At 67.0% G+C, this 13724-nt stretch carries 11 protein-coding genes; 2 read left to right on the forward strand and 9 right to left on the reverse strand.

Annotation, left to right across the window (positions count from 1 at the left end):
* Position 1: 1 nt before the first annotated feature.
* The 6 genes from FBZ87_RS01110 to proS all read right to left on the reverse strand — a co-directional run bounded on the left by FBZ87_RS01110 (position 2) and on the right by proS (position 6496).
* Positions 2 to 961, reverse strand: a complete 960-nt coding sequence (locus FBZ87_RS01110) for a retropepsin-like aspartic protease (protein WP_145608486.1) — start codon at positions 959 to 961, stop codon at positions 2 to 4.
* A gap of 37 nt (positions 962 to 998) precedes the next feature.
* Entirely contained in the window at positions 999 to 1991 is a 993-nt protein-coding gene (locus FBZ87_RS01115) for a pepsin/retropepsin-like aspartic protease family protein (protein ID WP_211106804.1), read from the reverse strand.
* A 148-nt stretch (positions 1992 to 2139) separates the two neighbouring features.
* Entirely contained in the window at positions 2140 to 3054 is a 915-nt protein-coding gene (locus FBZ87_RS01120) for a DNA-3-methyladenine glycosylase family protein (RefSeq protein WP_145608489.1), read from the reverse strand.
* Complete coding sequence (locus tag FBZ87_RS01125; protein WP_246134181.1) at positions 3051 to 3788, reverse strand: ABC transporter ATP-binding protein; 738 nt, start codon at positions 3786 to 3788, stop codon at positions 3051 to 3053. The genes FBZ87_RS01120 and FBZ87_RS01125 overlap by 4 nt, the downstream gene beginning before the upstream one ends.
* The gene (locus tag FBZ87_RS01130; RefSeq protein WP_145608490.1) at positions 3781 to 5061 is read right to left on the reverse strand and encodes a lipoprotein-releasing ABC transporter permease subunit; all 1281 of its coding nucleotides are present in this window, start codon (positions 5059 to 5061) and stop codon (positions 3781 to 3783) included. The genes FBZ87_RS01125 and FBZ87_RS01130 overlap by 8 nt, the downstream gene beginning before the upstream one ends.
* 118 nt (positions 5062 to 5179) lie before the next feature.
* Positions 5180 to 6496 carry a proline--tRNA ligase gene (gene proS, locus FBZ87_RS01135; protein ID WP_004273351.1) on the reverse strand — a complete coding sequence of 439 codons (1317 nt, stop codon included), beginning with the start codon at positions 6494 to 6496 and terminating at the stop codon, positions 5180 to 5182.
* 451 nt (positions 6497 to 6947) lie between these two features.
* Between proS and FBZ87_RS29995 the strand changes: the two genes are divergently transcribed.
* Complete coding sequence (locus tag FBZ87_RS29995; RefSeq protein WP_145608491.1) at positions 6948 to 8639, forward strand: methyl-accepting chemotaxis protein; 1692 nt, start codon at positions 6948 to 6950, stop codon at positions 8637 to 8639.
* 85 nt (positions 8640 to 8724) lie between these two features.
* Here FBZ87_RS29995 and FBZ87_RS01145 read toward each other — a convergent pair whose 3' ends face one another.
* The 3 genes from FBZ87_RS01145 to FBZ87_RS01155 all read right to left on the reverse strand — a co-directional run bounded on the left by FBZ87_RS01145 (position 8725) and on the right by FBZ87_RS01155 (position 11780).
* Positions 8725 to 10542 carry a DUF885 domain-containing protein gene (locus FBZ87_RS01145; protein ID WP_145608493.1) on the reverse strand — a complete coding sequence of 606 codons (1818 nt, stop codon included), beginning with the start codon at positions 10540 to 10542 and terminating at the stop codon, positions 8725 to 8727.
* A gap of 135 nt (positions 10543 to 10677) precedes the next feature.
* A complete protein-coding gene (locus tag FBZ87_RS01150; protein ID WP_186454506.1) occupies positions 10678 to 11223 on the reverse strand; it encodes a hemerythrin domain-containing protein in 546 nt (181 codons plus the stop codon).
* Positions 11224 to 11309: 86 nt separating this feature from the next.
* On the reverse strand, positions 11310 to 11780 hold the full coding sequence (locus tag FBZ87_RS01155; RefSeq protein ID WP_145608495.1) for a hypothetical protein: 471 nt from the start codon (positions 11778 to 11780) through the stop codon (positions 11310 to 11312).
* A gap of 75 nt (positions 11781 to 11855) precedes the next feature.
* Between FBZ87_RS01155 and FBZ87_RS01160 the strand changes: the two genes are divergently transcribed.
* Positions 11856 to 13148: an NCS2 family permease gene (locus FBZ87_RS01160; RefSeq protein ID WP_277908345.1), complete on the forward strand. Its 1293-nt coding sequence runs from the start codon at positions 11856 to 11858 to the stop codon at positions 13146 to 13148.
* The last annotated feature ends 576 nt before the right edge of the window (positions 13149 to 13724 follow it).

Consider the following 13724-nt stretch of genomic DNA (forward strand, 5'->3'; position numbering starts at 1 on the left):
CTTACGCCCCCGGCGGACCGAACACCGGCTTGGCCACGTTGGTGAAGTAGATCTTGTCCTGGCTGTTGGCGATGAAGATGCGGTGCGACCGGATGAAGTCCATGCCCAGCACCATGGCCAGGCTGCCGTCGCGCTCCACGCCCAGATTGTAGTAGTCGCCCACCGACAGGCGGGCGTTGCGGATGGTCTCATCCCCCACAGCCAGGGTGTCGAAGGTGCCGATCCAGGTGGACACCGGCGTGCGGCCGATGTCGTGCCGCTCCGGCCCCGGCGCCGAACCGGGGCTGTCCTCACGCACGTTCACGCGGTGGGCCAGGCGGGTCAGCACCGTGCTGGTGCGCACGCCGGTATCCAGCCGCGCCCAGAATTCCAGCCCGTTCAGCTGCACCACCACCCGGCTGACGGAATAGCTGCCGAACCCGTGGGAGCGCAGCGTGGCCTGGGAGTAGGTCTGGGCCCAATAGGCCAGGGGCGTGTCATCACAGTCCGCCGGGCGGAAGAAGCGGATGACGTTGTGCGCCATGTCCAGCTCGACATCGGACTGCACGAACAAATCCTGGCCCAGCACCATGTCGACATTGGCGCCGAAATCGCCGGCGTCCACCAGTTGCAGGCGATAGCCGCTGCCCTGCCAGGGGCCGAAGCTGAGCGTGTCGGCCTTCATGGTGCCCGCCTTGCGCCAATCCCCCTGCCCCAGGTTCACACCGCGCACGGTGCGCTCCTGAAAGTCCAGGCCCAGCCGCCGGGCCGCCTGTACCGACACCAGGTGGCGGGTGGTGCCGGTATCGACCAGCGCCCGCACCGGCTTGCCGTCCAGCAGGCCCTCGGCGATGGGCAGGCCGTTCTCCAGATGGATGGGCAGTTCCCCCACCGGGTTCAGGCGGCAATCGGCCGTGCCCGCCAGGGCCGGGGCGGCGGCCAGCGTGAGGGCGGCAACGAGGGAAGCGAGACGATGGCGCATGGGGACGATCCTCGCAAGCAGGGACGGGACGGCTGGCTCAGCGCTCAGGCGTCACTTCGGCATCGGGCGTCTGCGTGTCAAAAATGGGCCTGGAAACGTTGGTAAAATAGATCTTGTCCTGGCTATTAGCGATAAAGATGCGATGCGACTTAATGAAGTCCATGCCCAGGATCAGACCCCACGTATGCCGCCCCAGGTCGGAGCGAAAGTCGGGATTGAACCGGGTGAACCGCAGCTTGACGTTGTTCAGCGTTTCATCACCGATGGCCAAGCTGTTGAAGGTGCCGACCGACAGGGGGTACTTCTCGCCGTCCGGGGGGCCGACCATGGCTAGTTGGGTGACACCGGGGCCCCCCTCATAAACGCCCTGCTGGTGGGCGATGGTGTCGCTCAGCGTGCTGTAGCGCGTACCGGTGGACAAGCGGGCCAGGAATTCGTGCCCATTGAGCCGCACCCAGATGCGATTGCTGAAACGGCGGCGTGGATCCTGGGCGTACTGCATGCCCGCTTCGGCGTAGGTGTCGGCCCAATAGGCCAGGGGCACGCCATCGCATCCCTGCGGTTGAAAGAAGCGGACCGCGTTGTGGGCGAAATCCAGTTCCACATCGGCCTGGGAAAAGACGTCTTGTCCCAGGACAAGGTCGATATCCCCCGCGCCGGCGGCGACCACCATAAGGCTCAGATGATCCGCCTGCCAGCCACCGACCGTCAAGCTTTCCACCGACGCGGCCCCGATCTCCCGAACGCCACGGCCAGGCGTCAGCACCCCATGGGCCATGGGCAGGCGTGTCACTTCCAGCCCTAGGCGTTGGGCCGCCGCTTCCGTCAGCGTGGTCTTCGAACTGCCCGTGGACAGGGCGACGCGGATGGTGTGGCCGTTCAGCGTGCCATCCACCTCCGGCCGCCCCCCATCCAGCCGCACCCCCAATTCGGCAACCTTCTGAAGGTGGCAATCCTCAGCCCCGGCCAAGGCCGACCCCGGCATCAGCAGAAGGGAAAGAGCCAGGACGGCAAGGGGGCGGCGGAGCATCGCAGGCGATTCCAGAAATTGAATTTCGCCCCTATATTGCAAACTTGCCCGCAACCAACAAGTGCGGCACGGAACATCCAATACCAGCGACTCCACAGGACCACCCGACCGCGACATCCCGCCGCAGTCGACGGTCATGCCGACGGCCTCAGGCCAGGCTGGCCCACAGATGGGCGGTGGCCAGGCTGCGCCAAGGGGCGTGGGGCCGCATCAGCGTCGCCTGCTCCTCCGCCGTGGGGCGGCGATCCATGGCGTGGAAGCGCTGCAGGGCCGCCGCCAGGCCGGCGTCGCCCACCGGCACCCGGTCGGGCAGGCCGCAGCCGCGCATCAGGACGTAGTTGGTGGTCCACGGCCCGATGCCGCGCAGGGCCAGCAGCGCCGCCTCGGCAGCCGCCTCACCGGCTGGGTCGGTATCCAGCCGTTCCAGCGCGGCCAAGTCCAGCCGGCCCTCCACCGCCGCCTGGGCGGCATCGATGAGGTAGCGTGCCTTGGAGCGGGAGAAGCGGCGGGCGATCAGCAGCTCCGGATCCAGGGCCGCCACCGCCGCCGCATCCGGATGCGCGATCATGCCCGAGGGGTGCGGGCGGCCGGCCAGCAGGATCAGGTGGCGGCGCAGGTCGGCGGCGAAGGTGAGGTTGATCTGCTGGCCGATGATGGCCCAGGCCAGCGCCTCGAACACGGTGGCCGCCAGGGGTGGACGATAGCCCCGGCGGTTCCCCACCAGCCGCGCCGTCGTCGCGTCGTGGTCCGCCCGCGCCTCCAGCCCAGCGGCGGCATCGGCCAGCGCCGGCGTCAGGCCCAGCATGCGCAGGGCCACCCGCTGGGCGCGCGCCAGGATCAGGGGATCGTCGCTGTCCATACCCATCACCAGGGTCCCGCCGCCGGCGGGTGCCGTGAGGGTCAGCAGGTAGGCCCGGCCGTCGAACTCCAGTGCCTTGGTCAGCGCAGGGCCTGCCACCCGTTCCGCCGGGGCGTCGCGGTCGCGGTACCAATCGCGGCCGTGATAGCGCCAGGCGGCGTCGGGGTCGAAGCCCGGCGGCAGGTCCAGGGTCAGCTGGCTCAAGACTCCACCAGCACGCCGTCCCGCAGTTCCACCACCCGGTCCATACGCGCCGCCAGGTCCAGGTTGTGGGTGGCGACCAGGGCGCCGAAGCCGTCTTTACCCGTACCGCTACCCCGCACCAGGCGGGTCAGCAGGGCGAACACGTCGTCGGAGGTATGGTGGTCCAGATTGCCCGTGGGCTCATCCGCGATCAGCAGGCTGGGCCGGTTGGCCAGCGCGCGGGCGATGGCCACGCGCTGCTGCTCGCCGCCCGACAGGCGGGCCGGACGGTGGCTGCCCCGCGCGGCCAGGCCCACCTGGGCCAGCAGCTCCTTGGCCCGTTCCCGCGCCACCGTCTTGGACACGCCGGCGATCATCTGCGGCAGGATGATGTTCTCCTCCGCGCTGAATTCCGGCAGCAGGTGGTGGAACTGGTAGACGAAGCCGATGGTCTGCCGCCGCAGCGCGGTGCGGCCGGCGTCGTCCAGCGTGGCGGCGTCGCGGCCGTCGATGCGGATGACACCGCCGTCGGCATGCTCCAGCAATCCCGCGATGTGCAGCAGGGTGGACTTACCGGCGCCGCTGGGCCCCACCAGGGCCACGATCTCCCCCCGGCGCACCGAACAGGCGGCACCGCGCAGCACCTCCAGCACCGCACCCGCCTGCTGGAAGCGGCGCACGACGCCGGACAGTTCCAGCACGGCATCGCCCGTGGCCGGGATGATGGGCTGTTCCATGACGGACACGTCACTCATAGCGCAGGGCCTCCACCGGATCGAGGCGGGCGGCCCGCCAGGAGGGGTAGACGGTGGCGGCGAAAGACAGGAACAGGGCCATGACGCCCACCTGCGTCACCTCCATCCAGTCCAGCTTGGCCGGGATCTGGGTGAAGAAATAGATCTCGGCGTTGAACAGGTCGCGACCGATGATGGCCTGCAGGAACTGGCGGATGGCCTCGATGTTCTTGGTGAACAGCACGCCCAGCACCATGCCGAAGACGGTGCCGACTACGCCGATGCTGGCGCCCGTCAGGAAGAAGATGCGCAACACCATGCCCCGGCTGGCGCCCATGGTGCGCAGGATGGCGATGTCCCGCCCCTTGTCCTTGACCAGCATGATCATGCTGCTGATGACGTTGAACGCCGCCACCAGGATGATCAGCGACAGGATCAGGAACATGACGTTGCGCTCCACGTCGATGGCGCTGACGAAGGCGGCGCTGCGCTGGCGCCAGTCATAGACGCGGTACTCCTGCCCCGCCGCGCGGGTGGCGGCGGCCAGGTAGGGGTCGATGTGGGTGGGGTCCTGCACGAACACCTCGATGGAGGTGTAGCCGTTGGCCACGCCGAAGAAGGTCTGCGCCGCCGCCAGGGGCATGAAGATCAGGCTGTTGTCCACGTCGTACATGCCGACGTCGAAGATGGCGGCCACGGGATAGGTGCGGGCGCGCGGGATGGAGCCGAAGGCCGTCTGGTTGAAGCGCGGACTGACCAGGCGCAGCTGGTCACCCACATGCAGGTTCAAACGCTTGGCCATGCGGCTGCCGATGGCGATGCCGTCGCCCAGGTTGGCCTCGTCCCCCGTGGCGCCGGTGGCGGCGCCGAAGGCCTCGGCCGCCCCCTCGACCAGATGGGTGGAGACGATGGGCCGGCGACGGAAATCCTCCGGCGTGATGCCGTGGACATAAGCCGCGCTGGCCGTCCCGTCCTGGGTGATCAGGGCCTGGCCCTCCACCGTCGGCATGACGGCGGTGACGCCGGGCACGGTCAGCAGGCGCTGGGTGACCGCGTCGTTCTCCGGCATCGGGCCCAGCAGGGACTGCACCTCCAGATGGCTGTACAGGCCCAGCACACGGCCCAGCAACTCGGTGCGGAAGCCGTTCATCACCGACATGACGATGATGAGGGTGGCGACGCCCAGGCCGATGCCCAGCAGGGAGAAACCGGCGATGACGGAGATGAACCCCTCCTGCCGGCGCGCCCGGAGGTAGCGCATCGCGACCATGCGTTCAAAGGCGGAAAAGATCATGAAGGCCCGGCCGTCGAGGTGGGAAGTGATGAGGCAATGCGCGTGATTCTGGGCGGAAAAAAGGCGCCCGCTCCCTATCATGCGCGACAGGAGCGGGCGTCCCGTTTCTTGCCCCTGGTCAGGCTTTGATCAGCTCGGCCAGGGCGGCCTCGACCGGCAGCTCACGCTTTTCACCAGTGGCGCGGCGCTTCAGCTCCACCACCCCGGCCTTCAGGCCGCGCGGGCCCACGGTCAGCTGCCAGGGCAGGCCGATCAGGTCCATGTCGGCGAACTTGGCGCCCGGGCGCTCGTTGCGATCGTCGTACAGCGTCTCGACCCCGGCGGCGTTCAGCTTGGCGTACAGGTCGTCGCACAGGCTGGCACACGCCGCGTCGTCGGCCTTCAGGTTGATCAGGCCGACCTGGAAGGGGGCGACGGCGTCCGGCCAGATAATGCCGTTCTCGTCATGGCTGGACTCAATGATGGCGCCCATCAGGCGGGACACGCCGATGCCGTAGCTGCCCATCTCCACCGCCACCGGCTCCCCGTCCGGGCCGGCCACGACGGCGCCCATGGGCTTGGAATACTTGGTGCCGAAATAGAAGATGTGGCCGACCTCAATGCCGCGGGCGGAGACCAGCTGGTCTTCCGGCACCTCGCAGGTGGCGGGGTCGTGCTTCTCGTCCGTGGCCGCGTAGATGCTGGTGTACTTGGCGAAGAAGTCCTTCAGGTCGCTGCCGGCCTCGGGCGGGTTCTGCAGCACGTCCAGGTTCAGCCAATCCTTGTGGCAGAACACGCCGCTCTCACCCGTTTCGGCCAGGATGATGAATTCATGGCTGAGGTCGCCGCCGATGGGACCGGTGTCGGCGCGCATGGGGATGGCCTTCAGCCCCATGCGGGCGAAGGTGCGCAGATAGGCCAGGAACATCTTGCGGTAGGACAGCTTGGCCCCTTCGGCGTCCAGGTCGAAGGAGTAATTGTCCTTCATCAGGAACTCACGGCCGCGCATGACGCCGAAGCGGGGGCGGATCTCGTCCCGGAACTTCCACTGGATGTGGTACAGGTTCTTGGGCAGGTCCTTGTAGCTGCGCACGAACGTCTTGAAGATGTCGGTGATCATCTCCTCGTTCGTGGGGCCGTACAGCAATTCACGGTCGTGACGGTCGGTGATGCGCAGCATCTCCTTGCCGTAATCGTCATAACGGCCCGACTGGCGCCACAGCTCCGCCGACTGGATGGTGGGCATCAGCAGTTCCTGGGCGCCGGCGGCGTCCTGCTCCTCCCGCACGATCTGCGAAATCTTGCGCAGGACCTTCCAGCCCAGCGGCAACCAGGCGTAGATGCCGGCGCTGGTCTGCCGGATCATGCCGGCGCGCAGCATCAGCCGGTGCGAGGCGATCTGCGCCTCCGCCGGGGTTTCCTTCAGGGTGGGCAGGAAAAACTGGGAGGAGCGCATCGCGGGAACCCGTCGCCTTCGTGAACTTGGATTACGGAAATGGAGCCGCGACTTTAGGCAATGACGTCCCCCCTGTCCATGGCGGCGGGAAAGGCGCCTTTGGCCGCGCCGCCCCACCCAAAAGATGCTCCGTGTCTACGCATGACGGGCACAACCATCCGATTTATGCAAGATAGCCATGCGCTTTGGAGTCGAACGTAAAATCCTGCGCCTATTACGGCAGTAATAATGATTGAATCACCAAATCTTGCGTCGATTGGAACGAAACACTCCACTTTATGGGAAACAATATATTAACGGCAATTTAAGAAAATTTCTAATATGTAAATGTTATCGCAATATCAGATGGAAGCCATGCATTGACCTTGAAATCCGGCTTGTGGTTTTTACCGGCCCTTAACCAATCGCTGCTATCACGCCGGGAAAGCCCGCCGCCGCAAGGACCGCAATCATGTTGGCCAATGCCAAAATTCTGACAAAGATTAACCTGGTCATCCTCGTCATGGCGCTTTCCGCCGTCGCCATCGGTATCGCCGGCTACATCGGCATGTCGACGCTGTCGGTGGCGACGCACCGCCTGGACGTCATGGGGACCAACCTGCACCAGGCGGCGCAGCTGAACGCCAACGTGATCTACATGAACCGCGGTGAATACCGCATGGCCGCCGATCCCAAGGATACCGAGGACGTCGCCAAGAACGTCGCCGGCCGGGTCGATGAGTTCACCAAGAACATGACCCTGCTGGACCAGCAGGTGGAGGCCAAGTACCGGCCCATGCTGGCGGAGATCAAGACCGCCTTCGCCGCCTACAAGAAGGAATTCGACGGCACGATGGCGGCCAGCCGCAAGCATGCCGACCTGAAGAACGAGGCCGCCCGCCAGGAAATCCTGGACGAGGTCGCGCAGTCCCGCACCGCCTCCACCGCGCTCAGCAACAAGATCAAGGCGCTGCAGGAGTCCCTGGACGAGGACGGCACCGCCGTGGCGCAGGACGCCCAGACCGTCGCCCGCGACCTGACCATCATGATCGTCGCGGTCGCCGTCATCGGCATCGCCGTGGGCATCGTCGTCGGCATGCTGATCGCCCGCCGCGGTCTGGTCACCCCCATCACCCACATCGTGCGCAATCTGCAGGACCTGGCCCACGGCCGCCTGACCATCGAGATCTTCGGCACCGAGCGCGGCGACGAGGTGGGCGACATCGCCAAGACCGCCCTGGTCTTCCGTGACAACGCCCGCGAGGCGGAACGCCTGCGCGCCGAGCAGGAAAAGGAACAGGCCGCCCGCGTCGCCCGTGCCGCCGCCCTGGAAAACCTGACCCGCACCTTCGACGTGCAGGCCGGCGACGTCATCGGCGCTGTCGCCTCCGCCGCCACGCAGATGCAGGCCACCGCCAGCTCGCTGTCCGCCTCGGCCGAGCAGACCACCCGCCAGTCCGCCACCGTGGCCGCCGGCGCGGTGGAGGCCTCGGCCAACGTCCAGACCGTCGCCGCCGCCGCCGAGGAACTCAGCTCCTCCATCCAGGAGATCAGCCGCCAGGTGGCGCAGTCGACCACGGTCGCCGGCGACGCCGTGCGCCAGGCCACCCACACCGGCACCATCGTCGCCGGCCTGGAACAGACCGCCCAGCGCATCGGCGACGTGGTGAAGCTGATCACCGACATCGCCAGCCAGACCAACCTGCTGGCCCTGAACGCCACCATCGAGGCGGCGCGCGCCGGTGAAGCGGGCAAGGGCTTCGCCGTCGTGGCCAGCGAGGTGAAGAGCCTGGCCAACCAGACCTCGAAGGCCACGGAGGAGATCAGCACTCAGATCGCCCAGGTCCAGGAGGCGACGCGCGAGGCGGTGACCGCCATCGGCGCCATCTCCGGCACCATTGAGAACATCAACAGCATCGCCACCACCATCGCCTCGGCGGTGGAGGAGCAAGGGGCGGCGACGCAGGAAATTGCCCGCAACGTGCAGCAGGCGGCCGCCGGTGCCGACAGCGTCACCCAGAACATCCAGGGTGTGTCGCAGGCCGCGGATGAGACGGGCCATTCCGCCCATGACGTGCTGACGGCCGCCACCTCCATGGCGCGGGAGGCGGAGAAGATGCGGGGCCTGGTGGAACAGTTCCTGGTGGACGCCAAGGCCGCCTGAGGCGGATGACCTTGTCCTGAACGCCAAACGGCCCGGCAATCGCTCCCCGGGCCGTTTTCTTTGCCACCGTCCTTGGCGCGGCGGTTCAGCCCCGCCGCACGCGGGCGATATAGTCCCCCACCATGGTCTGCAGCACGTCCAACGGCACGGCGCCGGAGTTCAGGCCCACCTGGTGGAAGTCCCTGATGTCGAACTTGTCGCCCAGCGCGGTCTTGGCCTGGTCGCGCAGGCGGTTCCAGAGCGTGTGGCCGATCTTGTAGCTGCAGGCCTGGCCCGGCCAGGCGCAGTAGCGGTCGGTCTCCCGCGTCATGGCGCTTTCGGTGTCGCCCGTCAGGTCCACCATGTACTTCACCGCCTGCTCGCGGCTCCACCGCTTGTGGTGCATGCCGGTGTCGATGACGCAACGGCCGGCGCGGAACAGCAGGAACTTCAGGAAGCCGATGCGGCCCAGCGGATCGGCGTCGTACATGCCCAGCTCATCGGCCAGCTGCTCGGCATATAGGGCCCAGCCCTCGCCGTAGCCGGAGAAGAACATGTTGGCCCGGTAAAGCGGGATGCCCTTGGTTTCCTGCGCGATGCATCCCTGCAGGTGATGGCCGGGGATGCCCTCATGGTAGACGGTGGTGGGTAGCGACCATTTGGGCCATTCGGCCGTGTCGTGCAGGTTGAAGTAGATGGTGCCCACCCGGTCGCCTTCCAGCGGCGGGGATTCGTAGTAGGCCAGCGGCGCGCCGGCCTCGATGGCCGCCGGTACCCGCTGCACCCGCGCCTTGGCCTTGGGGATGTCGCGGAACATGCGCGGCAGGCGCGACGCCATGTCGTCCAGCTTCACCTGCAAATCGGCCACCAGCTGGGCCTTGCCCTCGTCGGTGTTGGGATAGGTGCTCTCGGGCCGGGCGCGCAGGGCCTTGATGCGCTCCGCCACCGTGCCTTGGGTCAGGCCCTGGGCCGCCAGCAGCGATTCCAGCCGCGCGCCGATCTCCTTGGCCTGGTCCAGGCCGATCTGGTGCACCTCGTCCGGGGACAGGGTGGTGGTGGTGCTGGACTTCAGGCCCTGGGCGTACCAGGCCTCGCCATCCTTGATGTGCCAGACGCCGGCGTCGTGCGTGGCCGTCTTGCGGGCAGCCTCCACCGCCGCGATCTGGCGGTCCAGCGCCGGGCCGACCTTGTCGGTGTAGATCTTGGCCGCCTGGGCGCCGTAGGTGTCGCCCAGGCCCTTTTCCTTGGCGCGTTTGGCGACGGAGGAAACCAGGCCCGACGCAACCGCGTCCACCCGCAGGGCGCGCAGCTGGGTCAGGGTCGTGTCCAGCATGAAGTCGGCGGCCAGGATGCCCTGGGCGGCGTCATGCTTGAACTGCGCCGTCTCGGTGTCCAGCGCACCCGCGAAGGCCTCCAGACGCGCCAGATACGCATCCGCGTCGGCCTTGGCTTCGATGGGGTGGTGCACGTCCAGGAAGTTGGGAATGGACTGGTAGGAACCCTGCAGCTGGCACAGCTCATAGGGCGATCCGCCGGAGCCGAAGGGGAATTTGCGGTTGCTCTCCACCGCCTCGGCCAGCACGTACTCCACGCTGTCGTAGTTCACGGCGTCGATGCCGGTCAGCGCCTTGCGGTCGATGGCCTTGAGGCGGCGCAGCTGTCCTTCCGTCACCGCGTTGTCGGCCTTGCGCCCGGCGGGGCTGCGGTCGTCCAGCTTGGCACGCAGGCCGGCCAGCTTGCCCGTGTCCATGCCGGCCATGGTGGCGCCTTCGGGGCTGCGCCGCAGATCTTCCTGGAAGAAGGTGTCCAGCAGGTGGTTAAGGTCGGCGGCGGGCTTTGAGGCATCGGCGGCGAAGCCGGGACGGACCGTGGCCAGGGCGACCGAGGCGGCGCTGGCGGCCAGGAAGGCGCGACGATTGAACATGAAGTCCCCATTATAATTCGATGGGCGAGACTACCGCCCCCGGGGACCGGGAAAAAGGCCGGGCCTGTAACGGAACGGTTACAGGCGGTGCCCGCGCCCCCCCGGTGAGGAAGGGGCCGCGGGCGTCACGCGTCATCAGGAGTAGGCCTGGCCCCACTCCGCCATCAGTTCCTGCTTGCGGGCCTTGAGGCGCTCGCCCATCTCGTTCAGGTCCTCATCGCCGCGCTTGGCCTGCGAGAACAGGCCGCCGGGCTGCTCCTCCTCCTTGACGTGGTGCTTGATGTACTCACCCAGCACCTTGACCTTGGCGTCATAGAACTCGTCACCCGGCTTCATGGCCTCGATCTCGGCGATGAGTTTCTTGGCGCCGTCATGCTCGACATAGGCCTCGTCCAGCATGTCGTCCTCCACCTCTCCCCGTTCCTCGGGATAGAAGATTTCCTCTTCGATGGCGGTGTGGACCTTCAGGGCCAGGGCGATCTTGTTGAACAGCGCCAGCTTCTCATCATCGCTGTCCAGCTGCTCGTACTCGTCGAACCAGCCTTCGACCTCGCGGTGGTCCTTCTTCAGCAGGCTGACCGCCAGCGGATCACGCGTGGCGGTGCGGCGCGTGCGGCGCGGCGTCGTGCGGGTCTTGGCCTTGGTATGGCTGCTGTGGGCGGTCTTGTGGGCCGTGGCCATGGGTGCGCTCCTTCTGCGGATGGTTGGCGCCGTTGTCGGGCCCCTGAAACCCTCCGCGCACGCCCAAGGTTCCGCTTCGGTGCGCCTCAGCGGCCCGACAGCCCTTGCTGGCGGCAGAGCGCCGCCAGTTCATCCGCCGCCGGATCGGTCAGGGGCTGACCGTCGAACAGCACCTGGTCACCCACCACCGTCAGCAGGCCCAAGTAGGCGTCGGGCCTGCTTCGGGCCGTGCCGGGGGCCTGCGGCAGCGCGCGGGCCAGGCGCGCCGTCAGCGGGATCTCGATGCGCTGGGGTGCGGGCAGGCGGACGCCGCCGTCCAGATCGGCCGGCGCCACCGGGTTACCGTCCACATCCACGCCCGGCTGATAGGCGACATCGGGCGCCGGCTCATGCCGCACCGCCCATTGGCAGGCGGCGGGGTCGACGGCGATGGTCGGACCTTTCGACGTGCCCTTCTGCGCCCCCTCCTGGGACGCCCCTTGGGGCACCCCCTGCCCCCAGGCCGTACCGGCAGCCAGCACCAGCAGGCCGGTCATCACAGCGGCGATCCGCGGCATTGGCTTTGTCCTTGCTTGGCGAGGGCGTCCGCGCCGACCATGGGCGCGATCCTTAGAATAACGCGGGGGCATCACGTGCTTGATCGTTTTTTCGGGCTGACGCCCCATGGCACCACCGTGCGTACGGAAATCCTGGCCGGGGTCACCACCTTCCTGACCATGGCCTACATCATCTTCGTGAACCCCCAGGTGCTGGGCAAGGCCGGCATGGACCCAGGGGCGGTGTTCGTGGCCACCTGCCTGGCCTCCGCCCTGGGCTGCTTCATCATGGGGCTGTACGCCAACTATCCCATCGCGCTGGCGCCGGGCATGGGGCTGAACGCCTACTTCGCCTATTCGGTGGTGGGCGGCATGGGCTATCCCTGGCCGGTGGCGCTGGGCGCCGTCTTCCTGTCGGGCGTGGGCTTCACAATCTTGAGCCTGCTGCCGGTGCGCGAGGCCATCGTCAACGCCATCCCGACGGGGCTGAAGCATGCCATCTCCGCCGGCATCGGCCTGTTCCTGGGCCTCATCGCCCTGCAGAACGCCGGGATCGTCGCGGCCCATCCCGCCACCATGGTGACCCTGGGGCCCCTGGGCAAGCCGCAGGCCCTGCTGGCCTGCGCCGGCTTTCTGGCGCTGGTGGTGCTGGTGGCGCGCGGGGTCACCGGCGCCGTGGTCATCGCCATCATCGGCACGGCGCTGGCCGGCATGGCGCTGGGCGTCACGCCCCTGATCGCCAGCCCCGTCTCCCTGCCGCCCAACCCGGCGCCCACGCTGTTGCGGATGGATGTGGTCGGCGCCTTCAACATGGGCCTGACCGCCATCATCTTCGCCTTCCTGTTCGTCGACCTTTTCGACACCGCCGGCACGCTGGTGGGCGTATCCCACCGCGCGGGGCTGCTGGACGCCCAAGGCCGCCTGCCCCGGCTGAAGCGGGCCCTGCTGGCCGACAGCCTGGCCACCACCGCCGGCGCGGCTTTGGGCACCTCCACCGTCACCGCCTATATCGAGAGTGCCGCCGGCACCTTCGCCGGCGGGCGCACCGGCCTGACCGCCGTGGTGGTCGGCCTGCTGTTCCTGGCTGCCCTGTTCCTATCGCCGCTGGCGGCCGCCATTCCAGGCTACGCCACCGCTCCGGCGCTGTTCTACGTCGCCTGCCTGATGGTGCGCGGCCTGGCGGAAATCGATTGGGACGACGTGACCGACTCGGTCCCGGCGGTGATCACGGCCCTGGCCATGCCCTTCACCTTCTCCATCGCCGACGGCATCGCCTTCGGCCTGATCGCCCACTGCGCCATCAAGCTGCTGACCGGCAAGGGGCGGGAGTTGGGTTTGGCCCTGCCCATTCTGGCAGCACTCTTCACGCTGCGCTTCGCCCTGGCTTAAACGCCAGGGCATTGATCCAAATAGGGAATTCCCTGGCTTTCGTTGAGTGAAATTTATGATTGGCCGCTGTTTTTGACCGAAAAGGCCGCCTTTCGGGCATCGTGCCTTGAAAATGATCAAAAAACAGATGACGGAATGATTTCGTCTCCCTATACTCCGCCCTCGTAAACACAAGGGCATAAAAAAGACCGCGCTCGCGATAGCGCGGCGCGGCCTTGAGTTTAGGGAGGAATCGCCACCAAGCGACTCAATGTCAGAGGGGGATGTACCCTCCAACGCTTGGATAATGCTACGCCGAGTTTTCGAAAGGCAAGCCCTAACGGAGGGCTGGCCTTTCTTTTTGTGCTTTTTCTGTGCTTTTGCATAATGATTGGTCAATTGCCCCGTTTATGGGCTGGTAATTGCTCAATATATAAGCTGGCGCTACCCGGCGACGCTTCGGAAGCGCTCCGCAGCGCAACAGAATCACCTCCGAATCATCCCCTTTTCATGTTGCGCCGCCGAAGCCCGCGCCGCCGTCTATCCGAAATGGCGGAGGTCACCCCTGCCGGACGACCGCGCCAACCGATCGCGCCT

Origin of the sequence: Nitrospirillum amazonense (assembly GCF_007828035.1) — a bacterium.
GTDB lineage: Bacteria > Pseudomonadota > Alphaproteobacteria > Azospirillales > Azospirillaceae > Nitrospirillum > Nitrospirillum amazonense.